The sequence below is a fragment of the Amycolatopsis sp. NPDC051061 genome, assembly GCF_040682935.1.
GTDB lineage: Bacteria > Actinomycetota > Actinomycetes > Mycobacteriales > Pseudonocardiaceae > Amycolatopsis.
On record NZ_JBFBBZ010000052.1, the window covers coordinates 41,596 to 66,878 of the forward strand.

Below are 25,283 nucleotides of genomic sequence, written 5' to 3' on the forward strand. Positions count from 1 at the left end.
GTTCCGCGTCCTTTCGAAGCGGCACTTTCGGGGAAAGTCAGTGGTTGTCGCGGGGAATGCCCTTCGTCTTCGCGATCCGCTGGTAGGCCACCGCCGGGCGCAGCACCATGCCGTCGCAGAGCTGGTCGACCATCGACCGCTGGATCTCCTGCCACGGCGTCTGCGCGTCCGGGACCGGGTAGCCGCCCGCTTCCACCAGCTCCTTGTGGCGCAGCGCGAGCTCCTCGTCCGCGATCAGGACGTCCGCCGTGCCGGCGGCGAGGTCGATCCGCACCCGGTCGCCGGTCCGCAGCACGGCGAGCCCGCCGCCCGCCGCGGCTTCGGGGGAGGCGTTGAGGATCGACGGTGATCCGGACGTACCGGACTGGCGGCCGTCGCCGAGGCACGGCAGCTCGCGGACGCCCCGCTTGATCAGCGCCGCCGGCGGCCGCATGTTCACCACCTCGGCCGCGCCCGGGTAGCCGAGCGGCCCGGTGCCGCGCATGACGAGCAGCGTGTGCTCGTCGACGCCGAGGTCCGGGTCGTCGATGCGGGCGTGGTAGTCCTCGGGGCCGTCGAACACGACCGCGGTGCCCTCGTAGACGCCGCCGGCCAGGTAGCGGCGCCGGAACTCCGGCGAGATGACGCTGGACTTCATGATGGCCGCGTCGAAGAGGTTGCCCTTGAAGACCAGGAACCCGGCGTCTTCGGTGAGGGCGGTGTCGAAGGTGCGGATGACGTCGCGGTCGCCGGCCTCGGCGGCGCGGCAGTTGTCACCGAGCGTGCGACCGTTGACCGTCGGCGCGTCCTCGTGGACGAGCCCGTGCCGCATCAGCTCGTGCACCACGGCCGGGACACCGCCCGCGCGGTGGAACTCCTCGCCGAGGTACTTCCCGGCCGGCTGGAGGTCGACCAGCAGCGGGACGTGGTGGCCGAGCCGCTGCCAGTCGTCGAGGGGCAGGTCGACGCCGATGTGCCGGGCGATCGCGCCGATGTGGATGGGCGCGTTGGTCGAGCCGCCGATCGCCGAGCTGACGACGATGGCGTTCTCGAACGCTTCGCGCGTCAGGATGTCCGACGGCTTGAGGTCCTCGCGCACCATCTCGACGATCCTTCGCCCGGTCAGGTAGGCCATCCGCGCGCGGTCGCGGTGCGGCGCCGGGATGGCGGCGCAGCCGGGCAGGCTCATCCCGAGCGCTTCGGCGAGCGCGTTCATCGTGGAGGCGGTGCCCATGGTGTTGCAGTGCCCGGGCGACGGCGCGGACGACGCGACGAGCTCCATGAACCCGGCGTCGTCGATCTCCCCGGCGGCGAGCAGCTCGCGGGCCTTCCAGACGATGGTCCCCGACCCGGTGCGCTCGCCGTTGTGCCACCCGTTGAGCATGGGACCGCCGGACAGCACGATGGCGGGGATGTCGACGGTGGCGGCGGCCATCAGGCACGCGGGGGTGGTCTTGTCGCAGCCGGTGGTGAGGACGACGCCGTCGATGGGGTAGCCGTAGAGCGTCTCGACCAGGCCGAGGTAGGCGAGGTTGCGATCGAGCGCGGCGGTCGGGCGCTTGCCGGTCTCTTGGATGGGGTGCACCGGGAACTCGATGGCGATCCCGCCGGCCTCCCGGACGCCTTCACGCGTGCGGTCGGCGAGCTGCAGGTGGTGCCGGTTGCAGGGGGACAGGTCGGAGCCGGTCTGCGCGATGCCGATGATCGGCCGGCCGGACTGCAGCTCCTCCCGGGTCAGGCCCCAGTTCATGTACCGCTCGAGGTAGAGCGCGGTCATCCCGGGGTCGGCGGGGTTGTTGAACCAAGCTTCGCTGCGCAGTCCCATACCGGCCAGTCTGTCAACGCCGGTCCCGGAATGCACGCGCCGGCCGGCTCGCGGTGTGACCGCCGGACGTCATGAACGACTCGTTCATGTCACCGGACGAGGTGAACGACTCGTTCATGACGTTCGCGCCGAGGCTGGCGGCCGGACCCGGATCCCTCGGGCCCGGCCGCACCCCCGGCGGCGCTCGTGCAGGCCACCCGCGCCGGTGGCCTCCGCGAAATTCAGCCGAGCCCGTTCAGCCCGATCACCCGGGAGTACCAGTGGGCACTCCGCTTCGGCGTCCGGCGCTGCGTCGCGTAGTCGACGTGGACCAGGCCGAACCGCTTCGCGTACCCCTCGGCCCACTCGAAGTTGTCCAGCAGCGACCAGTAGAAGTACCCGCGCAGGTCGACCCCGGCCGCCAGCGCGTCGTGCGCCGCCCGGAGGTGGGAGTCGAGGAACGCCACCCGGTCGGTGTCGACGATCTCACCGCCGTCGGCCACGACGTCCGGGTAGGCCGCGCCGTTCTCCGTGATGTACAGCGGCACGCTCCGGTAACCGCGGTGGACCTGCAGCAGCGACTCCGTCAGCCCGGCCGGCTGGACCTCCCAGCCGGAGTCGGTCCGCGGGGCCGCCGGGTCGGGGACGAAGTGGACGTCGCCCGCGCCGACCCATTCCGGGCCCGCCGGCTCGCTGCCCGGCACCGGGCGGCCCGCGACGCGGTAGTCGCGGTAGTAGTTCACGCCCAGCCAGTCGATGTGCGCCGCGATGACCGCCGCGTCTTCGTCGCGGACCACGTCCGCGAGCCCGAACGGCGCGAGGTCGGCGACCAGGTCGTCCGGGTAGCCGCCGCGCAGCACCGGGTCGAGGAACAGCCGGTTCTGCAGGCCGTCGATCCGGCGGCACGCGGAGACGTCGGCGACGTTGGCCGGGTCGTGCGGCACGACGGGGTAGAGGTTGAGCGTGATCCCGGCCGGGGTCCCCGGCGCGTGGCGGCGGATGGCGTCCATCGCCAGCCCGTGCCCCAGCAGCAGGTGGTGCGTGGCGGCGACGGCGGCCGGGTGCTCGGTGCGGCCGGGCGCGTGGATGCCGCCCGCGTAGCCGAGCATCGCCGCGCACCACGGCTCGTTCAGCGTCGACCAGCTGGCGACGCGGTCGCCGAGGCGCTCCAGCACCGTCTCGGCGTACTCGGCGAACCGGTACGCCGTGTCCCGCGAAGTCCAGCCGCCCTTCTCCTCCAGTGCCTGCGGCAGGTCCCAGTGGTAGAGCGTCGCCCACGGCTCGATCCCGGCTTCCAGCAGGCAGTCGACGAGCCGGTCGTAGAACGCGAGCCCGGCGGCGTTGGGGGCGCCGCCGTCCGGCCGCACCCGGGGCCAGGCCAGCGAGAAGCGGTAGGCGCCGAGACCGAGCCGGCGCATCAGGTCGACGTCCTCGGAGTATCGCCGGTAGTGGTCGGCGGCCGGGTCGCCGGTGTCGCCGCCCACGACCGCGCCCGGATGGCGTGCGAAGACGTCCCAGACCGAGTCGGTGCGACCGTCGGCCGTGGTGGCCCCTTCCACCTGGAACGCCGCGGTGGCGGCGCCCCAGACGAAGCCGGGCGGGAACATCAGCGCTGTCTCCGCCCGAACGCTGTCGGGATGTACGGACATGGTCACCCTTTCACGGCACCTTGCATGATCCCGGCCACGATCTGGCGGCCGAGGAGGACGAAGACGATGAGGATCGGGATGGTGGCCAGGGTCGTGCCGGCCAGCACCAGCGAATAGTCGACGTAGTAGCCGCTCTGGAGCTTCTCCAGCGCGACCTGGACGGTCGGGTTGCCCGCGTCCAGGACCACCAGCGGCCACAGGAAGTCGTTCCAGGACGTCATGAACGTGAACATCGCGAGGATCGCCGCGGCCGGGCGCACGGCGGGCAGGCAGACGTTCCAGAAGATCCGGATCATGCTGCAGCCGTCGACGCGCGCGGCCTCGATGAGCTCGTACGGCAGGGCGTCCACTGTGTACTGGCGCATCCAGAAGACGCCGAACGCCGTGACCAGGTTGGGCACGATCACCGACTGCAGCCCGCCGGCCCAGCCCAGCTTCGACATGGCGATGAACAGCGGAATGATGCCCAGCTGGGTCGGCACGGCGAGCGTGACGACGATGAACACGAACAGCCCGTTCTTCCCGCGGAACCGCAGCTTGGCGAAGGCGAACCCGGCCAGCGACGAGAACAGCACGGTGGTCAGGGTGACCGTGCCGGACACGATGACGCTGTTGGCCAGCGCCTTCCAGAATGGCACGGTGTCGAAGACCCGCGACGCGTTGGCGAAGAAGTTGCCGCCGGGCAGGATCGGCGGGACGGGCTCGGTGAGCATCCCGTTGTCGCGGCTGGCCACCAGGAACGACCAGTAGAACGGGAACAGCGAGCCGAGCACGAAGATGCCGAGCACCCAGTAGGTCGCCTTGCGCGGCTTGCCGAGCGTCGCGACGCTCCGGCGGAAGCCACCTTGCAGCGTGGTCATTTCTTCTTCACCGCCGGGGTGCGGGCCAGCCGGCCGGTGAGGAAGAAGTTCACCAGCGCGATGAGCACGATGATCAGGAACAGGATCCAGGCGATCGCCGAGGCGTAACCGAGGTTGTAGTTCTCGAACGCGGATTGGTACAGGTACAGCGTCACGGTCTGGAACTGGTTGGTGGAGCCGCCGTTGTTCGACCCGGGCATGGCGTCGAACAGCTTGGGTTCGGTGAAGATCTGCAGCCCGCCGATCGTCGAGGTGATGGTGACGAAGATCAGCGTCGGCTTGAGCAGCGGCAGCGTGACGGCGGTGAACCGCCGCCACGTGCCCGCGCCGTCGATCAGCGCGGCCTCGTGCAGTTCCTTCGGGATGGCCTGCATGGCCGCCAGCACGATCAGCGCGTTGTACCCGGTCCACCGCCAGTTCACCATGATCGCGATCGCGACGTGGCTGCCGAACCGGCTGGCCTGCCAGTCGACCGGGTCGAGCCCGATCAGCTGCAGCACGTCGTTGATCAGGCCGTACTTCGGGCCGAACAGGTTGGCGAAGATGATCCCGATCGACACCAGGCTCGCCGCGTAGGGCAGCAGGATGCCGACGCGCCAGCCGGTCGCGCCGCGCAGCCGGCTCCCGAGCAGGGCCGCGAGCAGCATCGCGATGATCAGCTGCGGGATGCTGGAGAGCAGGAAGATGCTGACCGTGTTGGTCAGCGCGTTCCAGAACTGGCTGTCGGCGAACAGCTCCTTGAAGTTGTCGAAGCCGATGAACTCGGGGTTGTCGTCCCCGGCCTTCCAATCGAACATCGAGACGTACGCGGTGTAGAGCAGCGGGAACAGCCCGACGATCCCGAAGACGATGAAGAACGGCGCGACGTAGAGGTACGGCGATACCTTGACGTCCCACCGGCTCAGCTTGTGCCGGAAGGTGGGCCGGGGAGACGTGCGCTCCCCGGCCTTGCTCCCTTCCGGCGCGACTTTGTCGATGACGGTCATGAGGTCAGCGGGTGATCTTCTTCGCCGCGTCGACCATCTGCTGCCAGCCGTCCGCCGCCGGCTTGCCCTGCTCGACCGCCTTCAGGGCGGGGCTGGACGCGTTCTCCTGGATCTGGCCGTCGCCGGGGCCCTTGTACTGCGGCTTCTGGACCTTCTTGGCCTGCTCGGCGAACAGTTCGCCGACCTTCGCGCCGAAGTAGTCGTCGGTCTTGCTCAGCAGCGCGGGGTCCGTGAGGGCCTTGACCTGGCTCGGGAAGGTGCCCTTGGCCTGGAACGCCTTGATCTGCTGCTCGGGCGCGGTCAGCCAGGCCGCGAGTTCGGCGGCCTCCTTCGGGTGCTTCGACTGCGTCGGCACGGTCAGGTACGAGCCGCCCCAGTTGCCACCGCCGCCGGGGAAGGCCGCGGTGACGGCCCACTTGCCGGCGTTCTCCGGGCCGGCCTGCTCCTTGATCACGCCGAGCATCCACGCCGGGCACACCTTCGTGGCGAACGCGTTCTGCTTGAAGCCGGCTTCCCACTCGGGGCTGAACGCGGTCAGCTTGGCCGACTCGCCCTTGGCGACGGCGTCGGTGACCTTCGTCCAGGCGTCCTTGATGCCCTGGTTGCTCTCGACGGCGAGCTTGTCGTCGCTGCCGATGTAGCCCTGGGGGAGCTGGTTGACCATCGCGTTGAAGTTCTGCGCGGCCGAGTCGAACCAGGCCTTGCCCTTCGTCTTGGCGACGTAGTCGGCGCCGGCGGCGAAGTAGCTGTCCCAGGTGGCGAACAGCGGCTTGACCTGCTCGGGGTCGGTGGGCAGGCCCGCGGCCTGGAACATGTCCTTGCGGTAGCACATGGCCAGCGGCCCGATGTCGGTGCCGTAGCCGATGAGCTTGCCGTCCTTGGTCTTGGCGGCGTCGTACTTCCAGCCGAGCCAGCGGTCGGGGGAGGCGTCGGCGGGGCCGATCTTGGTCAGGTCGTTGAACTTCGAGCCCTTGTCGAGGACGTCGGAGAGGTGACCCTCCTCGACCGCGGCGACGTCGGCGAGACCCGAGCCGGCGGCCAGCTTCGTGATGAGGTCCTGGTGGTAGGGGCCGCCCTGGCCGGTCTTGCGGTGGGTGATCTTGATGTTGGGGTGCAGCCGCTCGTACTCCGGGATGAGCGCCTCGTAGCCGAACTCGGTGAACGTCGCCAGCGTGAGGTCGACGTGTTCGTTCGGACCCGCCGCGGCCGGCGTCTCGTCACCGCCGCCACCGCAGGCCGTGGCGCCGAGCGCCGTCATCGTGATGCCCAGTGCGAGGACCAGGCCGTTCCGGATCGTTCTCACGTGTCCAACCACCTTGTTGACGGGAATGAGCGCTCTCACTGCTGGGAGCCGATCTGGGAGCGCTCCCAGGTGTCGCAGAGTCTGCTGGGGGCCTTCACCGGTGTCAAGGGGTCGTGACCGGAGCGTTTCCTGCGAGGAGCGCTCCCGGACTCCGCGCGCGTGTGCCGGTTAAGCTGTTGACGTCCGGGTGGTCGTGGGAGCGAGGGCGGTAGGCGTGGGGCCTCGAGCAGGGGATGAAGAGCGGCCGACGCTGGAGGACGTCGCGGCGTTCGCCGGCGTGTCGCGGTCGACGGCGTCGCGCGCGCTGAACGACGACGCGTACGTCAGCGCGGCGGCGCGCGAGAAGGTCCAAGCCGCGGCCCGTGACCTGGGCTATTCCCCGAACCAGGCGGCCCGCTCGCTGGTCACCCGCCGCACCGGCGCGATCGCCGTGGTGCTCTCGGAGCCGGAGGCGCGGCTGCTCGACGACCCGTACCGGACCGCCGTCATGCGCGCCGGCTACCGCGAGCTCGCCGACATCGGCCGGCAGATGGTGCTGATCTTCAGCGACACCCGCGAGGACCTGAGCCGGACCGTGCGGTTCCTCGAAGGCGGCCACGTCGACGGCGCGCTCGTGTTCGCCCCGCACCGGGCCGACCCGCTGCCCAAGGCGCTGCGTCTGCTGCGCATCCCGGTCGTGTTCGGCGGGCAGGCGGCCGGCATCCGCCGCGGCGTGCACGTCGTCGACTTCGACAACGAGGGGGGCGCCCGGCTCGCGGTCGAGCACCTGGTCGCGGCGGGGCGGCGGCGGATCGCCACGATCGCCGGGCCGCAGGACCAGAGCGCCCCGATCGACCGGCTCGCCGGCTGGCGCAAGACCCTCCTGGACGCGGGGCTCGACCCGGCCGAACTCGCTGAAGAGGCCGACTTCACCCTGTCCGGCGGGGCGAACGCGATGTCCGCGCTGCTGGCCCGCCGGCCGGACCTCGACGCGGTGTTCGTCGCCAGCGACATGATGGCCGTGGGTGCGCTGCGCACCCTCGACGCCGCGGGCCGGCGCATCCCCGAGGACGTCGCGGTGGTCAGCTTCGACGACAACGCCACTCTCGCCCCGGCCATGGACCCGCCCCTGACGTCGGTCCACCAGGACCCGCGCGAGCAGGTCCACGCGATGGTCGAGACGCTGATGCAACTGCTCGACGACCAGAGCCTCAAGCCGCGGCAGCACGTCCTGTCGGTCTCCCTGGCGGTCCGCGCCTCGAGCTGACCCCGTGTCGGCCGTACCCGAACGGACGACACGCGTACCGGAATGGACGACGCGAAGTAGGCCCGCGTCGAAAGCTTCGACGTGGGCTGGGAGCGATCCCGTTTCAGGTGCACACCTTCGGCGCTAAACACCGTTCGCCCGGCACTCGGTGTGACCGAACCGCTGAGCCGAACGGGTGGCGAGCCGACGATCGACGGCGGCTGTTCAGGAGCGTTCAGCGGCTCTCGCTCCGCCGCGCGCGTCGCTGTGACGTTTTCCGCCGCGGTGTCCTTCTGACTCGATTCTTTACATCCACGTTTCCGGCTGGCTACCGTCTGCGCCTGGAAGCGCTCCCAGATCGCTGGCTCCCTACGGACAAAGGAGTTCCGCAGCCATGCGTTCCTCTCCCCGATGGCGCCGATCGCGCCGAACCCGCTGGTTGCGCGGTCGCGCGACGGCCCTGGCTTCGGCCGTGGTCGCGTTCACCGCCGCGCTGGTCGTCCCATCCTCGGCGCTCGCCGCCGACGTCGCCTGCTCCGTCACCTACACCACCAACGACTGGGACACCGGGTTCACCGCCAGCGTCTCGCTGCGCAACGACGGCGCGGCCCTCGACAGCTGGAAGGTCGGCTGGACGTTCCTCGACGGCCAGAAGGTCCAGCAAGGCTGGAGCGCCACCTTCGCCCAGACCGGCACCGCGGTCACCGCGACGAACCTCTCCTACAACGGCCACCTCGACACCGGGGCGAGCACCAGCTTCGGCTTCAACGGCGCCAAGGGCTCCGCCAACCGCCCGCCCACCGACTTCTCCGTCAACGGCACCGCCTGCACCGGCGCCAACAAAGCCCCCACCGTCAGCCTGACCTCGCCGGCGTCGACCGGCACCTACTACGCCCCGGCCACGATCCCGCTCGCCGCGTCCGCCGCCGACAGCGACGGCACCGTGAGCAAGGTCGAGTTCTACGCCGGCGACACGCTGCTGGCGACCGACACGGCCGCGCCGTTCGAGGGCAGCTGGGCCAACGTCCCCGCCGGGACGTACTCGATCACGGCCAAGGCCTACGACAACAAGAACGCGTCCACGTCGTCCAGCCCGGTGAGCGTGAAGGTCCTTTCCGGACCCACGATCGTCGCCACCCCGGCGACCGCGCAGGTCAAGCAGGGCGGGACGACGACGTTCGCCGTCACCCTCGCCGGCGCGCCCACCGCCTCGGTCACCGTCGGCGTGGCCAGGACGGCGGGAAGCGCCGACCTGACCGCGAGCCCCACGAGCCTCACCTTCACGACGGCGAACTGGAGCACGCCGCAGAACGTCACCGTGCAGAGCGCCGACAACGGGGGAGCGCTGGGCAGCGCCACCTTCACCGCGAGCGGCAGCGGCTACACCGCGGCCACGGTGACGGTGAACGAGATCTCGTCGTCCACATCGGACTACCAGCTCGCGTTCCTGACCCAGTACAACAAGATCAAGGATCCGAACAACGGCTACTTCCGGAAGTTCGGGAACATCCTGGTGCCCTACCACTCGATCGAGACGCTCATCGTCGAGGCCCCCGACCACGGCCACGAGACGACGTCGGAGGCGTTCAGCTACTACCTGTGGCTGGAAGCGTCCTACGGGCGGATCACCGGTGACTGGTCGCCGTTCAACCAGGCCTGGACGTCGATCGAGACGTACGCGATCCCGTCGGCGGCCGACCAGCCGGGCAACTCCGGCTACAACGCGAGCAAGCCCGCCACCTACGCGGCCGAGTACCCGAGCCCGAAGTCCTACCCGTCGCAGCTGCAGACCGGTGTGTCCGTCGGCGCCGACCCGATCGCGGCGGAGCTGAAGGCGGCCTACGGCTCGGCGGACGTCTACGGCATGCACTGGCTGCTCGACGTCGACAACATCTACAAGTTCGGCCACTGCGAGGACGGCACGAACACCGCGCCCGCGTTCATCAACACCTTCCAGCGCGGTTCGCAGGAGTCGGTCTGGGAGACGGTGACCCAGCCCAGCTGCGACATCCTGAAGTTCGGCGGCAAGAACGGTTACCTCGACCTGTTCACCGGCGACTCGTCGTACGCGAAGCAGTGGAAGTACACCGACGCGCCCGACGCGGACGCCCGCGCCGTGCAGGTGGCCTTCCAGGCCGAGAAGTGGGCCGCCACGCAGGGCAAGAGCGCGGACGTCGCGGCCGTGGTCAAGAAGGCGTCGAAGATGGGCGACTACCTGCGGTACTCGCTGTTCGACAAGTACTTCAAGAAGATCGGCAACTGCGTCGGCGCGTCGAGCTGCGCGGCCGGCAGCGGCAAGGACAGCGAGCACTACCTGGTCTCCTGGTACTACGCCTGGGGCGGGTCGATGGACTCGTCCAGCGCCTGGGCGTGGCGCATCGGTGACGGCGCGGCCCACCAGGGCTACCAGAACCCGCTGGCCGCGTATGCGCTGTCGACCGACCCGGGGCTGAAGGTCACTTCGGCGACCGGCGCGCAGGACTGGGCGACCAGCCTCGGCCGTCAGATGGAGTTCCTGCAGTGGCTGCAGTCGTCCGAAGGCGGGCTCGCCGGCGGCGCGACCAACAGCTGGGAGGGCCAGTACGGCACCCCGCCGTCCGGCACGCCGACGTTTTACGGGATGTTCTACGACCAGCAGCCGGTCTGGCACGACCCGCCGAGCAACCAGTGGTTCGGCTTCCAGACCTGGGGCATGGAACGGATCGCCGAGTACTACCAGGCGACCGGCGACGCCCGCGCGAAGAAGATCCTCGACAAGTGGGTCCCGTGGGCGATCGCGAACACCACGGTCGGCGCCGGCGGGAGCTTCCAGATCCCGTCCGACCTGACCTGGAGCGGCGCGCCGGACACCTGGAACGCCACCAGCCCGGGCTCGAACACGAGCCTGCACGTCACGGTGAAGAACTACAGCAACGACGTCGGTGTCGCCGCGTCCCTGGCGAAGACGCTGCTCTACTACGCGGCCGGCTCGAGCAACGCCTCGGCCAAGACCGTGGGGGAGCAGCTGCTCACGGCGCTCTCCGCGAACACCGACACCCAGGGCATCGCGGTGCCGGAGACCCGGACGGACTACAACCGGTTCGACGACGCCTACAACGCCACCACCGACCAGGGGCTGTACGTGCCCACCGGCTGGACCGGCACGATGCCGAACGGCGACGCGATCAACTCCAGCTCGACGTTCACCTCGATCCGCTCCTTCTACAAGAGCGACCCGCAGTGGCCGAAGGTCCAGTCCTACCTGGACGGTGGCGCCGCGCCGACGTTCACCTACCACCGGTTCTGGGCGCAGTCGGAGATCGCCACGGCGTTCGCCGCGCACGTCGCCCTGTTCGGCTGAAAGGCACTCGATGAAGCGACTGCTCACCCTCGCGGTCGCCGCACTGGTCGGGGGCGCCGTACTCACGGCGTCCCCGGCCACCGCGGCCTCTGCGGCACAGGGAACCGGCACCGGCTACTGGCACGCGTCCGGCTCCCAACTCGTCGACGCCACCGGCGCGCCGGTCCGGATGACCGGTGTCAACTGGTTCGGCGCCGAGACCGGCAACTACTCGCCGCACGGCCTGTGGAGCCGGAACTACCAGGACATGCTCGACCAGATGGCCGGCCTCGGCTACAACACGCTGCGGCTGCCGTACTCCAACCAGCTGTTCGACGCCGGTGTCAAGCCAACCAGCATCGATGCCGTCCAGAACCCGGACCTGCAAGGGCTTTCCGGGCTCCAGGTACTCGACAAGATCATCGCGTACGCCGGCACGAAGGGCATGCGGGTCATCCTGGACCAGCACCGCCCGGACTCCGGCGCACAGTCCCCGCTCTGGTACACCAGCGCGTACCCGGAGAGCCGCTGGCTGTCCGACTGGACGATGCTCGCGCAGCACTACCGGGGCAACACCACGGTGATCGGCGCCGACCTGCACAACGAGCCGCACTCGATCCAGGGTGGCGGCGGCGCGTGCTGGGGCTGCGGCGACACCGCGACCGACTGGCGCCTGGCCGCCGAACGCGGCGGCAACGCCGTCCTGTCCGCCAACCCGGACTGGCTGGTCATCGTCGAGGGCGTCGACTGCGTCAGCGGCACCGGCGACCCGCAGTGCGGCTGGTGGGGCGGCAACCTCTCCGGCGCCCGCCAGTTCCCGGTGCGGCTGTCCAAACCGGACAAGCTGGTCTACTCGGCGCACGAGTACGCGACGTCGGTGTTCGCCCAGCCGTGGTTCTCCGACCCGTCGTTCCCGGCGAACCTGCCGGCGCTGTGGGACCACTTCTTCGGCTACCTGCACAAGGAGCACATCGCGCCGGTGCTGCTCGGCGAGTTCGGCACCACGCTCGCCGACCCGCGTGACAAGACCTGGCTGCAGGAGCTGATGAAGTACTCGGGCACCGGCACAACCGGGATGAGCTTCACGTACTGGTCGTGGAACCCCAACTCCGGCGACACCGGCGGCATCCTCAACGACGACTGGACCACGGTCAACCAGGCCAAGCAGGCGATCCTGCAGCCGTACCTCATCCCGCCGGTCGGAGGCGGCGGCGGGACGACCGATCCGCCGCCCGCGGTGAGCTGCGCGGTCACCTACCACGTCGACAACGCGTGGCAGGGCGGCTTCGTCGCCTCCGTGACGCTGAAGAACACCGGCACCTCGCCGCTGAAGACCTGGGCGCTCGGCTGGACCGCGCCATCGGGGGTGCAGATCACCGGCGGCTGGGGCGCCACCGTCACCCAGTCCGGGCAGCAGGCGAGCGCCAAGGCGCCGACCTGGGCGCCCGACCTGGCCGGCGGCGCTTCGACGTCGATCGGCTTCCAGGCGACCGGCTCGTCCACCGGCAGTCCCAGTGGCTTCGCCGTCGGCTCCACTCCTTGCAGCGCCTGACCCGACAACACGAAGGAGCACACTCGATGAAGAGTGATTTCTGGTCCGCGAAGAGGAAGTCGCGGCTCGCCGTGGCGTCCTCGGTGACGGCCGCGGCCGTCGTGGCCGGCCTGGTGGTGGCGGGCGGCAGCCCGGCGATCGCCGCGTCCGGCTGCAAGGTGACCTACACCGTCAACCAGTGGGACACCGGGTTCACCGCGAACGTCGCGGTGACCAACCTCGGCGAAGCCGTCTCGAGCTGGGACGTCCAGTGGGACTTCGCCGGCAACCAGCAGGTCCAGCAGGGCTGGAGCGCCACGTTCAGCCAAAGCGCCAAGCACGTGAGCGCGAAGAACCCGTCTTGGGGCGGCGCGCTCGCGTCGAACGCGACGGCGAGCTTCGGCTTCAACGGCTCGTACTCGGGCACGAACGCGGTCCCCACGGCGTTCTCGCTCAACGGCGTCAACTGCGACGGCGGCACCACCACGACCACCACCCCGACGACCCCGACCACGCCGACGACACCCACCACCACCCCGACGACCACGACCACGCCGAACCCGGGCACCCACGTGGACAACCCGTACTCCGGCTCGAAGGGGTACGTGAACCCGGACTGGTCGGCGGAGGTGAGCGCGGCGGCCGCGGCCAAGGGCGGCACGCTCGGCGCGCAGATGGCCAAGGTGGCGAACACGTCCACGGCCGTGTGGCTCGACCGGATCGCGGCGATCGAGGGCACCTCGAGCGCCCGCGGCCTCCGCGGGCACCTCGACGCGGCGCTGGCCCAGCAGAGCGGCGGCACGCCGGTGACGATCCAGATCGTCGTCTACGACCTGCCGAACCGCGACTGCGCGGCGCTGGCGTCCAACGGTGAGCTGCAGGCCGGCTCGGACGGCCTGGCCCGGTACAAGAGCGAGTACATCGACCCGATCGCCTCGATCCTGTCCGACGCGAAGTACGCGCCGCTGCGGGTCGTGGCGGTCGTCGAACCCGACTCGCTGCCCAACCTGATCACCAACACCGCGACGGCCAAGTGCGCCGAAGCGCAGTCGACCGGGGCGTACACCCAGGGCATCCAGTACGCACTGAACAAGCTCCACGCGATCTCCAACGTCTACAACTACCTGGACATCGCGCACTCGGCGTGGCTGGGCTGGGACAGCAACTTCGGCCCGTTCGTCAACCTGGTCAAGCAGACGCTGCAGGGCACGACGGCCGGGGTGAACAGCATCGACGGCTTCATCAGCGACACGGCGAACTACACCCCGCTGACCGAGCCGAACCTGCCCGACCCGAACCTGACCGTCGGCGGCCAGGCGATCAAGTCGGCGACGTTCTACCAGTGGAACCCGTACTTCGCCGAGGTGCCGTTCGCCACGGCGATGTACAACGCGTTCGTCTCCGCGGGCCTGCCGAGCGGCATCGGCATGCTGGTCGACACCTCGCGCAACGGCTGGGGCGGTTCGGCCCGGCCGAGCGGTGCCTCGGGGTCCACTGTGGACAGCTACGTCAACTCGGGCCGGATCGACCGGCGGCTGCACCGCGGCAACTGGTGCAACCAGAGTGGCGCCGGCCTGGGCCTGCGCCCGACGGCGTCGCCCGCGGCGCACTTCGACGCCTACGTCTGGGTCAAGCCGCCGGGTGAGTCCGACGGCGCGAGCTCGCAGATCCCGAACGACGAGGGCAAGGGCTTCGACCGGATGTGCGACCCGACCTACCACGGCAGCGACCAGGCCAACGGCGGCAACCTGACCGGCGCCTTGGCGAACTCGCCGCTGTCCGGCAAGTGGTTCCAGGCCCAGTTCGAAGAGCTGGTCCAGAACGCCTACCCGGCGGTGCAGTAGCAGTCTCCCGGGCCGGGCGGTGCCGCGCAGCCGCCGTCCGGCCCGGGTCTCCACCCGTCCCCGACATGTGCAGAGTTCGCAGGAGGAGTTGTCATGAAGAACCGGCTCCGGGCCACCTTGGCGTCGTTCGCGACCACCACCGTGTTGCTCTCCGGCGGCGTCGTGCTGGCCGCCCCACCGGCCGCGGCGGACACGCAGCTGTGCGACAAGTACGGCTCAGTGCGCATCCAGAGCGGCAAGTACATCGTGCAGAACAACAACTGGGGCGACGACACGACCCAGTGCCTGTCGGTGTCGGCCTCCGGGTTCACCGTCACGACGGCGTCGCACAACCGGCCGACCAACGGCGCCCCGGGCAGCTACCCGTCCGTCTACGCCGGCTGCCACTACGGCAACTGCAGTTCCAACAGCGGGTTGCCCCGCCAGGCCCGCTCGGTCGGCTCGCTGCGGTCCCACGTGGACTACACGACCGTCCAAGCGGGACAGTGGGACGCCGCTTACGACGTCTGGTACGACCCGAATCCGAACCCGGCGGGCCAGAACACCGGCGCCGAGGTGATGATCTGGGGCAACCACCGGGGTGCCCCGCAGCCGGTCGGCAGCGTGATCGGTACCGCCCAGCTCGCCGGCGCGACGTGGACCGTCTGGTTCGGGAACATCGGCTGGAACGTGATCTCCTACGTCCGCACCTCCGGAACGGACAGCCTCGACGTCAGCCTGGCCGACTTCACCCGGGACGGCGTGAACCGCGGCAAGATCAGCGACGCCTGGTACCTGACGAGCGTCCAGTTCGGGTTCGAGCCGTGGCAGGGCCAGACCGGGCTGGGCGTGCGCTCGTTCAGCGTGTCCGGCTAGAGGTCCTTCCGGAAGGACAGCCGGTCCAGACCCGGCCCGTCGTAGTCGGGCTGGACCGGCAGTCCGTCGACCTCCTTCGGCCCGGCTTCGGTGACGAAGCCCATCCGCGTGTGGAAGGCGTGAGAAGCCTTGTTGACCGGCGACGTGATGGCGCGGACCGTGGTCCGGCCGTTGGCGCGGCTGTAGGCGAAGAAGCGCTCGTACAGGGCGGCGCCGAGGCCTTTGCCGCGTGCGGCGGGGTCGACGCCGACGAAGTGGATGTAGCTCTCCGCCGGCCGGGACGGCGAGAGGAAGCCGATCAGGAACGCGACGATCCGGTCGTCGTCGCCGGTCACCAGGAAGCTGCTGCCGGTGAAGTGCTGGAACATCAGCTTGGGCAGGAGCAGGGCCCGCTGGCGGGAGCCTTCGTCGCCGCCGAGGCCGCCCCACCAGGAGTCGAGGACCGCGAGGACGGGCAGGTGGTCGGCCGGGCCGGGATGGCGGACGGCGTGGCCGGCGAGCGGGGAGAGGTCGGGAGTCGTCACGCGGCCAGGGTGCCGAACGGGGGAGCGGCGCGCGAGCGGGTTTCCGGACGGTCCACTGTGTCCAGACCATCGACAGGAGCTCACCCGGTGCCGACCCTCGAAGAAATGTCAGGGCACCACCTGGTGCACCCCGATCAGCACCTGCTGCCAGACGGCGGCCGGATCGGCCCCGCGTTCGACCGCCTTGAGCGCGGGCGCGACCACCGTCTCCTGGATCTTGCCGTCGCCCGGCCCCTTGTACTGCGGCTTGCCGACCTTCTGGGCCTGGGCGACGAAGACCTGCCCGCTCAGCGCGCCCCCGAAGTAGCCGTTCATCTCGCTGAGCAGGTCGGGGGAGGTGAAGGCGTCGACCTGGCTGGGGAAGTTCCCGCTCACCCGGAACGCGTGCAGCTGCTGCTCCGGCGCGGTCAGCCAGGCGGCGAGCGCGGCGGCTTCCTTCGGGTGCTCGCTCGCCGCCGGAACGGTGAGGTAGGAGCCGCCCCAGTTGCCGCCGCCGTCCGGGAACGCGTCGGTGATCGCCCACTTCCCGGCGTTGGCGACCCCGGCCTGCTGCTCGATGACGCCGAGCATCCACGCGGGACAGACCTTCGTGGCGAAGGCGCCGGTGCGCAAGCCTTTGTTGCCGTCCTCAGCGAAGGCGGTCAGCCCGGCCGACTGCCCCTGCTTCACGGCGGTGGTGACCTGGTCCCAGGCGTCCCGGAGCGCGGTGTTCGTCTCGAGCGTCGAATGGTCGTCGCGGTCGAGGTAGCCGACCGGGAGCTGGTTGACCATCGCGTTGAAGTTCTGCGCGGCGGAGTCGAACCACGCCTTGCCCTTCGAACGCTTGACGTACTTCTCGCCCGCCTTGAAGTAGCTGTCCCAGGTGGCGAACATCGTCTTGACCGAGCCCGGGTCGGTCGGCAGCCCGGCCGCCTCGAGGAGGTCCTTGCGGTAGCACATCGCCAGCGGGCCGATGTCCGTGCCGTAGCCGACGAGCTTGCCGTCCTTGCTGCGGCCCGCTTCGTACTTCCACTCCAGCCACCGGCCGGGTTTGACGTCGGGCGGCCCGACCTCGGCCAGGTCCGTGAACTTCCCGGACTGCGCGAGGACGTCGGAGAGGTGGCCCTCTTCGACGGCCTGGACGTCGGCGAGACCCTGCCCGCTCTGCAGCTTGGCCAGCAGGTCCTGGTGGTACGGGCCGCCCTGCTCGGTCCTCACCTGGCGGATGTCGATCCCGGGGTGGGTGAACTTGTAGCCGGGAATCAGGTCGTCGTAGCCGAATTCGCCGAACGTCGCCAGGGTGAGCGTGATGTGCTCGGGCGTGGCGGGGCCGCAACCGCCGGTCAGGACGAGCAGGACGACGGCGACGGCGAAGGCCAGCCGTCTTCGGATCAGCCTCATGCGCTCCCCCTTCGCGGCTCACTCCCTCGTGATTGGGAGCGCTCCCGGACGGAGTGTTGTTTCCGGGACCGCCGGGTGTCAAGGTGCGCGACGGCGGGTGTCCGGGCGGACACGCTTCCGCGCGGGGAAGGAATGCGATGAAGCGGCCGACGATCACCGACATCGCGCGGGAGGCCGGCGTGTCCAAGGGCGCGGTGTCCTACGCGCTGAACGGCCGCCCGGGCGTCTCGGAGGCGACCCGCCACCGCATCACGCGGATAGCGCGGGAGCTGGGGTGGTCCCCGAGCAGCACGGCGCGAGCCCTGTCCGGCGGCCGCGCGGGGGCGATCGGGCTGGTGCTCGACGGGCCGTCCGAGCTGGTCTTCCCGGCGCTGCTGGACGGTTTCGAGCCCGAGTTGCTGGTGCAAGTGGCCGCCGGTCGGGAGGCGTGCCTGGCGGTCTACCGGCGGTGGCGCGCCGAGCGGAAGGTGGACGGTGTGCTGCTCACCGGCCCGGACCCGGCGGCGGAGCTGGTGCGGATCGGCCTGCCGGCGGTGGTGCTCGGCGGCCCGGGCGGGCTGGGCGTGCCGTCGGTCCGGGTGGACGACGCCGCGGGAGCGGCGGAGGCTCTCGAGTACCTGGTCGCGCTGGGGCACCGTCACGTGGTCCGGATCCCGGGGCCGGCGGCGTTCGCCGACGCCGGGGAGCGGGAGGAGGCGTTCACGACCGAGGCGCGGCGGCTGGGGTTGGCGGGGGTGTGGGCTGCGGAGGGCGGGAATCGCCGCGGGGGTGCGGGACCGGTCGGGGTGCCGGCCTCGGGTGCCGGGGAGCGCGCCGGTGGCTGGGGTGGGATGCGGGCTAGTGGTTCCGAGGGGCGTGGTGGTGCTGGGTCGGCGGCAGGTGGCGGCCGGTGGAGCGGGAGTGCGGGGCCGGCTGGGCCGTGGGCCGGCGCTCTCGGCGGCCGCAGGGGGCTCTCCAGCGCGGGCACGGCTGCCGGTTCCGGGATGTGGGCCGGCGGCTCGGGGGACCCCGGCGGCGCGAATCCGCCCGCCGGCCCCGGGACCAGGCTCACCTACCCCGCCGCCACCGTCCACATCGAACCCTCGGCCGATGCGGTCCGGCACGTCCTCACCGACCACCCCCGGCCCACCGCCCTCCTCTGCGACACCGACTCGCTCGCCGTCGCCGCGCTCGTGGCCGCGCGGGGACTCGGGCTCACCGTGCCCGGGGATCTCTCCGTCGTCTCCTGGGACGACTCCGAGCTCTGCCGCCTCGTGCGCCCGGCTCTCACCGCGGTCCGGCGCCCGCTGCCCGAGCTCGGTGTGCTCGCCGCGTCGATGCTGCGAGACCTCATCGCCGGCGAAGAGGTCGGGGACGGCTGGGCCTCCCGGCCGCGGCTGATCACCCGCGGCAGCACCGGCCCCGCCCGCTGACCGGGCCGGTGCTGCCGTCCACCAGGGGCGCCTCAGCTGCCCTGGCAACTCGGCGACGGCTGGGCCGGGTTCGTCCCCGACGCGTTCACCACCAGGCCGAACGTCGTCGTGCCCTCCGGAGCCACGGTGCCGTTCCAGCCGGCGTTGCGCACCGTCACCACCGAGCCGGACTGGCTCAGCGTGCCGTTCCAGACGCTGCCGATCGTCTGGCCCGACGGCAGCGTCCAGCCCACCTGCCACCCGCCGTAGGCCGTGGTGCTGTGGTTCATCACCGTCACCGTGGCCTGATAACCGCCGCTCCAGGAGTTCGTCACCTCGTACATCGCCATGCACGAGCCGTCGCCCGACGGGGTGGTCGTCGGGGTCGTCGGCGTGGTCGTCGGGCTGCCCGGCTGGTGCACGCCCGTCACCTCGCCGTGCCCGCCGTCGAACGTGACGTCGGAGCAGCCGTAGAACGTCTCGGCGCTGTCGGAGCGCTTCCACACCGAATAGATGATGTGCCGCCCGGACTTGTTCGACGGCAGCGCGCCGGTCCACTTGTACTGTCCGTCGACCGTGCCGACCTGGCCGGTCACCGCTGGGTGGTCGACCGTCAGGAACGGCTGGTCCTCCAGGGAATCCCAGGTCAGCGGCGTCGACGGGTCCCAGCCGTCCTTCGTCACGTACGTGTAGAACCAGCCCGGGTGCGCGGCCCACGCGTTGTACGAGAAGTCGAACGAAGCTCCGGCGGTGAGGTGCGTCAGCGGCCAGTCGCCGACCTGGTCGAACCCGGCGTAACCCGGGTTCCCGCCGGAGCACAGCTTCCCGTCGGGGATGAAGCCGCGCGTGCGCCCGGCACCGTCGGAACGCAGCACCGCGAACCAGTTGTACAACGAGTTGGCGCCGCTGGTGTTCACCGCGGCCGCGCAGGCCGGGTTCTGCGGGATGATCTGGCCGGTCGAGCTGAGGCCGTCCTGCCAGCAGAAGAACGTCCGGCTGCCCGGTTTCATCATGGCGCCGTGCGCTTCGGCCGTGCCGGTGTTCAGCAGGATCGCCGTCAAGCTCGCCAGCAACACGGTGACGGCGGCGAGGATCGTACTTCGTCTCCTGGTCACGTCTGTCCCTTCGTCGGGTAGCGTGCGTCGAAGACTGGGAGCGCTCCCACGATCAGGATACGCGGTGGCGGTCACTTCCGGAATCCCGCGGTGACGACCGGCGGTGCCGTGGCCTACCTTGGCGGAAGCAGCCGATCACCGGGCCGGCCATGGAGAAGGGCAAAGAGTGGACAGTCCGTCATCGGTTCCCGCCTGGGTGCGCGCCGAACCCGCCCGGCTCCTCGGCTTCGCCGCCCGCGCGGCCCACCCCGACGGCGGCTTCGCCTGGCTCGACGACGCCGGACGCCCGGTTCTCGACCGGCCGGTCGAAACCTGGGTCACCTGCCGGATGACGCACGTCTTCGCGCTGGCGCAGCTCCAGGGCGCGGCGACCGGCGGCCAGGTCGCGCACGGCGTCGAAGCGCTGACCGGCGTCCTGCACGACCCGGACCACGGCGGCTGGTACGCGACGACAACGTTGTCAGAGAAGCGTGCCTACGAACACGCCTTCGTCGTCCTGGCGGCGTCGAGCGCGGTCGCCGCCGGCGCGGAAGGCGCGGCACCGCTGCTGGCCGACGCCCTCGACGTGGTCGAACGCCGCTTCTGGGAGCCGGGCCCGGGCCGCGTCGCCGACGTCTGGGACCGCGGCTGGACGCACCTGGAGGACTACCGCGGAGCCAACGCCAACATGCACACGGTCGAGGCGTTCCTGGCCGCGGCCGACGTCACCGGCGACCGGGTCTGGGCCACTCGCGCGCTGTCCATTGTGGACCACCTGGTGCACGGGGAAGCCCGTGCGCACGGCTGGCTGCTGCCGGAGCACTACGACGCGGGCTGGCACGTCGAGCTCGAACACAACCGGGATGAGCCGGCGCACCCCTTCCGGCCGTTCGGCGCCACCATCGGCCACCTCTTCGAGTGGGCGCGGCTGGCCGTGCACCTCAAGCGCGCGCTCGGGTCCAGTGCGCCGGACTGGCTGCTGCCGGACGCCGAGGCGCTGTTCACGACCGCGGTGCGCCACGGCTGGGGCGTCGACGGCCGCCCGGGATTCGTCTACACCACCGACTTCGCCGGGAGCTTGGTCGTGCGCACCCGCCTGCACTGGGTCGTGGCGGAGGCGATCGCCGCCGCGTGGACGCTGTACCAGGAGACGGGCGAGGCGGCCTACCTCGACCGGTTCCGGGAGTGGTGCGCCCACGCAGAGGCGTGCTTCGTCGACCGCGAACTCGGCTCGTGGCACCACGAGCTGGACCCGGAGAACCGCCCCGCGGCGGCGGTCTGGGCGGGCAAACCGGACATCTACCACGCCTACCAGGCGACGCTCCTGCCCGCGTTGCCGCCCGCCGCGTCGTTCGCCGGCGCACTGATCACCCGCGATTAGACTGCGCCGGACCCCGTTCCCCTGAGGAGAACCATGTCGCTCTACGTCGCCGCCGAAGACCGCTACTCGGCCATGCCCTACCGGCGGGCCGGGCGCAGCGGGCTGAAGCTGCCCGCCGTGTCGCTCGGCCTGTGGCACAACTTCGGGGACGACAAGCCCCTCGACGTCCAGCGCGCGGTGCTGCGGCGGGCGTTCGACCTCGGCGTGACGCACTTCGACCTGGCCAACAACTACGGCCCGCCGCCCGGCGCCGCGGAGGCGAACTTCGGCCGGCACTACGCCGCCGACTTCCGCCCGTACCGCGACGAGATCCTGGTCTCGTCCAAGGCCGGCTACCTGATGTGGGACGGCCCGTACGGCGAGTGGGGGTCGCGCAAGAACCTCCTGGCCAGCCTGGACCAGAGCCTCGCGCGCACCGGCCTGGACCACTTCGACGTCTTCTACTCCCACCGCCCGGACCCGGAGACGCCGATCGAGGAGACCATGGGTGCCCTCGACACCGCGGTCCGGTCCGGGAAAGCGCGTTACGCCGGCATCTCCAACTACTCGCCGGAGCAGACCACGGCCGCGCTGGCGGCGTTGCAGAAGCTCGGCACGCCGCTGCTGGTCCACCAGCCGTCCTACTCGATCCTGAACCGCTGGGTGGAAGACGGCCTGCTGGACACCCTGGACGAGCACGGCGTCGGCTCGATCGCCTATTCGCCGCTGAGCCAGGGCCTGCTGACCGACCGCTACCTCGACGGCGTCCCGGCCGACTCGCGGGCGGCGGGTGCCAGCCCGTTCCTCACGACGGATCGGCTCACCGAGGACACCCTGGCGACGATCCGCGCGCTGAACGACGTCGCGAAGCGGCGCGGACAGACGCTGGCGCAGCTGGCCATCGCCTGGGTGCTGCGCCGCGGCCGCGTCACCTCCGCGCTGATCGGAGCCAGCAGCGTCGCCCAGCTCGAGAACACCGTCGCGGCGACCGCGAACCTGGACTTCTCCGCCGACGAGCTGGCCGAGATCGACCGGATCGTCGCGGCTTAGCAGCCGATCCGGCCGGAACCGATGGCCACGTCGTCGAACCACAGCGTGTCGGCGTCGGAGCCGTAGCTTTCCCAGCCGAGCCGCAGGTCCGTCACCGCCGGGTGCCAGGCCCGGCCCAGCCACTGCTGGTCGATGTCCGGGGTCGGCACGCCGTCGACGACGAGCCCGGGCACCTCGGTCGCGCCCAGCCACGTCCGCAACTGCCCGGCCGCGCCGTCGATCGCGAACTCGAAGCAGGACCAGGCGCCGGTCGGCAACGGGACGCTCTGGGCGACCCCGGCCGGGCTCTGCGCGGGCAGCGTCGCGTCGTCGGACTCGCGGTTCCACTGCAGCGCCTGGTTCTGCCCGCCCGCGCGCAGGTCCCGGCCGCCGTCCGCGGTGTCGCGCAGCGCCATGAAGGTGACGTGCCCGGCGGGCAGCGGGGTCGTGTGGCGGACCCAGAACCGGCCGTACAGCACGCCGGAGCCGGGCACGCTCGTCCCGAAGAACGCGTGGTTGCAGTAGTTGCCACCGCCGGCGACCTTGACCGAACGGGTGCCGGAGTGCGCGACCGTGGTGTCGACGCTGACCGTGCCGGTGCCCTGGCAGTTCGCCGCGCCGACGGTCCACCGGCCGGCCGGGGCGCTGCCCGTCTGCTGCTCGAAGTCGTCGCAGAACGTCGCGTCCGTGCACCCGGCGGGCGGCGGCGCGGACGTCGTGGTGGTCGGTGTTGTCGGCGGTGTCGTGACCGGGGGAGCGGTGTCCCCGCACACGACGCCGTTGAGCGCGAAGTCCACTGGTTCGGCGTTGGTGCCGCTGTAGGTGCCCTGCAGGCCGAACGAGGCGACGCCGCCGGCGGGCAGCGCGGCGTTGTAGGGCAGGCTCTCCGCGGTGACCGCGGTGCCGGTCTGGCGGACGGTGGCGTTCCAGCCCGACGTCACGGACTGGTTCCCGGCGTAGTGCCAGGTGAGGGCCCAGGACGTGAGCGCGGTGGCGCCGTTCGTCACGGTGATCTCGGCGGTGAACCCGGTCTGCCACTGGTTGACGCGGTAGCCGACGTCGCAGGCCGGCGCGGCGGCGGCCGGTCCGGCGGTGACGACGGCGGTGGTGCCCGCGGCGGCGAGGCAGAGCGCGGCGAGGGCGGCGGCGAACCTGTGCATCGGGGTCTCCCGGGACGCGGACAGGGGCGCCGTGGTTCGCACCACGGCGCCCCTGGGTGGTGGCCGCGTTCTGATGAGGCGACCTGGCATGGGAGCGCTTCCAGCCGCCGGAAAGGTAACCCCCGCGTGTCGTCGTTGTAAAGCGCGACCCGGACGCGAGCCGGTCCGGTGGTCCGGTTTCCGGTGTCCCGCCGGTGCCCGGTCGGCACTGAACGCTCCTGAACGGCCGAAGTCGTTGGGAGGTAAAGCATGCGCTGGTCGCGCTGCGCCACCGGGCGTCGGCGGCGGATGCGGCCGTTGGAGTGGATTCCGGGAATCCTTGCCGAAGATCACCGCGGGGTTTACAGCGCCCGGCGGTGGCGAGTACTGTCCAGCGCTGCTGGGAGCGCTCTCACGATTTCCGTCCTGTACCAAGGGAGTGATCGATGCGTTCCGGACCAGCACTGCTCGGCGCCGTCAGCGCGCTCGCCGTCGTCGGCGCGACGACTGCGTTCACGCTCGGCACACCATCGCCCGCTTCGGCGGCGACGGCCTGCGAGGTCGGCTACACGGTGAACGACTGGGGAAGCGGTTTCACCGCCGATCTGAGCCTGAAGAACCTCGGGACGGCGCCGCTGTCCGCGTGGCGGATCAGCTACACCTACACGGGGAACCAGCAGCTGCAGCAGGGCTGGAACGGCACGTGGGCGCAGTCCGGCAAGACCGTCACGCTCACCCCGGCTACCTGGAACGCCACGATCGCCCCGAACGCGTCGGTCACCGCCGGCGCGAACTTCGGCTACAGCGGGGCGAACGCGGCGCCGGTGTCGTTCAGCGTGAACGGCGAACCGTGCGGCGGCACCCAGCCGCCGACGACCACGCCGACGACCCCGACCACCACCACGACGCCCACGCAGCCGCCAAGTGGGGCGCCCGAGCTGCACGTCTCGGGCAACCGGCTGGCCGACGCGTCGGGGACCCCGGTGACGCTGCGCGGCGTGAACCGCTCCGGCGGCGAGTTCGCGTGCGTGCAGGGCAACGGCCTCTTCGACGGCCCGATGGACGCGGCCTCGGTGGCCGCGATCAAGAGCTGGCACGCGAACGTCGTGCGCGTGCCCTTCAACGAGGACTGCTGGCTGGGGCTGTCCAACGTGGACCCGCGGTACGCCGGCGCCACCTACCGCGCGGCCCTCCAGTCCTATGTGGACCTGCTGCACGACAACGGCCTGGTCGCGATCCTCGACCTGCACTGGACGCACGGCGTCTACACGGGGAACTCCTCGGCGTGCAGCGACGTGAACGCGACCTGCCAGAAGCCGATGACCGACGCCGAGCACTCCGTGGACCTGTGGACGTCGGTCGCGAACACGTTCAAGGGCGACGACGCCACGATCCTCGACCTGTTCAACGAGCCTTACCTCGACCGCGCGGTGTCCGGCTCGGCCCAGGCGTGGACGTGCTGGCGTGACGGCGGCTCCGCGTGCTCCGGCATCGGCTACCCGGTGGCGGGCATGCAGACGCTGGTCAACGCGGTGCGCGCGACCGGCGCCACCAACGTCATCATGCTCGGTGGCCTCGCCTACTCCAACGACCTCACCGGGTGGCTGCAGTACAAGCCGAGCGATCCCGCCGGCAACCTGGTCGCGTCCTGGCACTCGTACAACTTCAACACGTGCAGCTCGTCGTCGTGCTGGGACAGCCAGCTCGCGCCGGTCGCCGCGGCGGTGCCGCTGGTGGCCGGGGAGATCGGCGAGAACGACTGCGCGAGCGGCTACGTCACCGGCCTGATGGACTGGTTCGACCGGCACCAGGCCTCCTACCTCGGCTGGACCTGGAACACCTGGAACTGCAGCACCGGCCCGGCGTTGATCTCGGCGTACGACGGCACGCCGACGGCGTTCGGCGCGGGCATCCGCGCCCACTTCCTCGCCGCCGGCTGACCCGGAAAAGCCGTGAAGGCCTCCTTACCGGCTCTTGTGGCGGGGGGGGAGGCCTTCACGGCGTTAAGGCG

Annotated in this window: 18 protein-coding genes; 9 read left to right on the forward strand and 9 right to left on the reverse strand. The window is 70.8% G+C overall.

The genetic code is table 11. The features are described from left to right. Positions 1-37 precede the first annotated feature (37 nt). From AB0N03_RS43025 to AB0N03_RS43045, 5 genes are all read right to left on the reverse strand, one after another. A complete protein-coding gene (locus tag AB0N03_RS43025) occupies positions 38-1,804 on the reverse strand; it encodes an IlvD/Edd family dehydratase (RefSeq protein ID WP_364385347.1) in 1,767 nt (588 codons plus the stop codon). Between the two features lie 221 nt (positions 1,805-2,025). Beyond that, a complete protein-coding gene (locus AB0N03_RS43030) occupies positions 2,026-3,438 on the reverse strand; it encodes a GH1 family beta-glucosidase (RefSeq protein WP_364385350.1) in 1,413 nt (470 codons plus the stop codon). Continuing rightward, a complete protein-coding gene (locus AB0N03_RS43035; protein ID WP_364385353.1) occupies positions 3,435-4,292 on the reverse strand; it encodes a carbohydrate ABC transporter permease in 858 nt (285 codons plus the stop codon). Before AB0N03_RS43035 ends, AB0N03_RS43030 begins: the two co-directional genes overlap by 4 nt. Next, positions 4,289-5,278, reverse strand: coding sequence for a sugar ABC transporter permease (locus AB0N03_RS43040; protein WP_364385356.1), 990 nt, complete (start codon positions 5,276-5,278; stop codon positions 4,289-4,291). Before AB0N03_RS43040 ends, AB0N03_RS43035 begins: the two co-directional genes overlap by 4 nt. Positions 5,279-5,282: 4 nt before the next feature. Beyond that, a complete protein-coding gene (locus AB0N03_RS43045; RefSeq protein ID WP_364385359.1) occupies positions 5,283-6,581 on the reverse strand; it encodes an extracellular solute-binding protein in 1,299 nt (432 codons plus the stop codon). A 250-nt stretch (positions 6,582-6,831) separates the two neighbouring features. Here AB0N03_RS43045 and AB0N03_RS43050 point away from each other — a divergent pair, with 250 nt between their 5' ends. The 5 genes from AB0N03_RS43050 (at position 6,832) to AB0N03_RS43070 (ending at position 15,355) form a co-directional block, all read left to right on the forward strand. After that, positions 6,832-7,827, forward strand: a complete 996-nt coding sequence (locus AB0N03_RS43050) for a LacI family DNA-binding transcriptional regulator (protein ID WP_364385401.1) — start codon at positions 6,832-6,834, stop codon at positions 7,825-7,827. A 373-nt stretch (positions 7,828-8,200) separates the two neighbouring features. Further along, a complete protein-coding gene (locus AB0N03_RS43055; RefSeq protein ID WP_364385362.1) occupies positions 8,201-11,146 on the forward strand; it encodes a glycoside hydrolase family 48 protein in 2,946 nt (981 codons plus the stop codon). Between the two features lie 10 nt (positions 11,147-11,156). Then, complete coding sequence (locus AB0N03_RS43060) at positions 11,157-12,677, forward strand: cellulase family glycosylhydrolase (protein ID WP_364385365.1); 1,521 nt, start codon at positions 11,157-11,159, stop codon at positions 12,675-12,677. 26 nt (positions 12,678-12,703) lie between these two features. After that, a complete protein-coding gene (locus tag AB0N03_RS43065) occupies positions 12,704-14,500 on the forward strand; it encodes a glycoside hydrolase family 6 protein (protein WP_364385368.1) in 1,797 nt (598 codons plus the stop codon). Between the two features lie 93 nt (positions 14,501-14,593). Continuing rightward, complete coding sequence (locus AB0N03_RS43070) at positions 14,594-15,355, forward strand: glycoside hydrolase (protein ID WP_364385371.1); 762 nt, start codon at positions 14,594-14,596, stop codon at positions 15,353-15,355. Here AB0N03_RS43070 and AB0N03_RS43075 read toward each other — a convergent pair. Next, the gene (locus AB0N03_RS43075; RefSeq protein WP_364385374.1) at positions 15,352-15,879 is read right to left on the reverse strand and encodes a GNAT family N-acetyltransferase; all 528 of its coding nucleotides are present in this window, start codon (positions 15,877-15,879) and stop codon (positions 15,352-15,354) included. The genes AB0N03_RS43070 and AB0N03_RS43075 overlap by 4 nt on opposite strands. 108 nt (positions 15,880-15,987) lie before the next feature. Further along, positions 15,988-17,259 carry an ABC transporter substrate-binding protein gene (locus AB0N03_RS43080; protein WP_364385377.1) on the reverse strand — a complete coding sequence of 424 codons (1,272 nt, stop codon included), beginning with the start codon at positions 17,257-17,259 and terminating at the stop codon, positions 15,988-15,990. A gap of 137 nt (positions 17,260-17,396) precedes the next feature. Between AB0N03_RS43080 and AB0N03_RS43085 the strand changes: the two genes are divergently transcribed. Beyond that, complete coding sequence (locus tag AB0N03_RS43085; RefSeq protein WP_364385380.1) at positions 17,397-18,671, forward strand: LacI family DNA-binding transcriptional regulator; 1,275 nt, start codon at positions 17,397-17,399, stop codon at positions 18,669-18,671. 32 nt (positions 18,672-18,703) lie between these two features. On the opposite strand, the gene AB0N03_RS43090 is transcribed toward AB0N03_RS43085, so the two are convergent. Then, on the reverse strand, positions 18,704-19,765 hold the full coding sequence (locus tag AB0N03_RS43090) for a lytic polysaccharide monooxygenase (protein WP_364385383.1): 1,062 nt from the start codon (positions 19,763-19,765) through the stop codon (positions 18,704-18,706). Between the two features lie 166 nt (positions 19,766-19,931). Here AB0N03_RS43090 and AB0N03_RS43095 point away from each other — a divergent pair, with 166 nt between their 5' ends. Then, positions 19,932-21,125, forward strand: coding sequence for an AGE family epimerase/isomerase (locus AB0N03_RS43095; protein WP_364385386.1), 1,194 nt, complete (start codon positions 19,932-19,934; stop codon positions 21,123-21,125). A 33-nt stretch (positions 21,126-21,158) separates the two neighbouring features. After that, the gene (gene mgrA / locus AB0N03_RS43100) at positions 21,159-22,154 is read left to right on the forward strand and encodes an L-glyceraldehyde 3-phosphate reductase (protein WP_364385389.1); all 996 of its coding nucleotides are present in this window, start codon (positions 21,159-21,161) and stop codon (positions 22,152-22,154) included. On the opposite strand, the gene AB0N03_RS43105 is transcribed toward mgrA, so the two are convergent. After that, complete coding sequence (locus tag AB0N03_RS43105; protein ID WP_364385392.1) at positions 22,151-23,293, reverse strand: cellulose-binding domain-containing protein; 1,143 nt, start codon at positions 23,291-23,293, stop codon at positions 22,151-22,153. The genes mgrA and AB0N03_RS43105 overlap by 4 nt on opposite strands. Positions 23,294-23,718: 425 nt before the next feature. On the opposite strand from AB0N03_RS43105, the gene AB0N03_RS43110 reads away from it, so the two are divergent. Then, positions 23,719-25,212 (forward strand): cellulase family glycosylhydrolase, encoded by a 1,494-nt coding sequence (locus tag AB0N03_RS43110; protein ID WP_364385395.1) that lies wholly within the window; start codon positions 23,719-23,721, stop codon positions 25,210-25,212. Positions 25,213-25,283 lie beyond the last annotated feature (71 nt).

What these genes read in the sequence shown, in the direction of transcription:
- AB0N03_RS43025 (WP_364385347.1), bottom strand. Translation starts at nt 1,804, where the DNA reads ATGGGACTGCGCAGCGAAGCTTGGTTCAACAACCCCGCCGACCCCGGG.
- AB0N03_RS43035 (WP_364385353.1), bottom strand. Translation starts at nt 4,292, where the DNA reads ATGACCACGCTGCAAGGTGGCTTCCGCCGGAGCGTCGCGACGCTCGGC.
- AB0N03_RS43040 (WP_364385356.1), bottom strand. Translation starts at nt 5,278, where the DNA reads ATGACCGTCATCGACAAAGTCGCGCCGGAAGGGAGCAAGGCCGGGGAG.
- AB0N03_RS43055 (WP_364385362.1), top strand. Translation starts at nt 8,201, where the DNA reads ATGCGTTCCTCTCCCCGATGGCGCCGATCGCGCCGAACCCGCTGGTTG.
- AB0N03_RS43060 (WP_364385365.1), top strand. Translation starts at nt 11,157, where the DNA reads ATGAAGCGACTGCTCACCCTCGCGGTCGCCGCACTGGTCGGGGGCGCC.
- AB0N03_RS43065 (WP_364385368.1), top strand. Translation starts at nt 12,704, where the DNA reads ATGAAGAGTGATTTCTGGTCCGCGAAGAGGAAGTCGCGGCTCGCCGTG.
- AB0N03_RS43070 (WP_364385371.1), top strand. Translation starts at nt 14,594, where the DNA reads ATGAAGAACCGGCTCCGGGCCACCTTGGCGTCGTTCGCGACCACCACC.
- AB0N03_RS43080 (WP_364385377.1), bottom strand. Translation starts at nt 17,259, where the DNA reads ATGAGGCTGATCCGAAGACGGCTGGCCTTCGCCGTCGCCGTCGTCCTG.
- AB0N03_RS43085 (WP_364385380.1), top strand. Translation starts at nt 17,397, where the DNA reads ATGAAGCGGCCGACGATCACCGACATCGCGCGGGAGGCCGGCGTGTCC.
- mgrA (WP_364385389.1), top strand. Translation starts at nt 21,159, where the DNA reads ATGTCGCTCTACGTCGCCGCCGAAGACCGCTACTCGGCCATGCCCTAC.
- AB0N03_RS43105 (WP_364385392.1), bottom strand. Translation starts at nt 23,293, where the DNA reads ATGCACAGGTTCGCCGCCGCCCTCGCCGCGCTCTGCCTCGCCGCCGCG.
- AB0N03_RS43110 (WP_364385395.1), top strand. Translation starts at nt 23,719, where the DNA reads ATGCGTTCCGGACCAGCACTGCTCGGCGCCGTCAGCGCGCTCGCCGTC.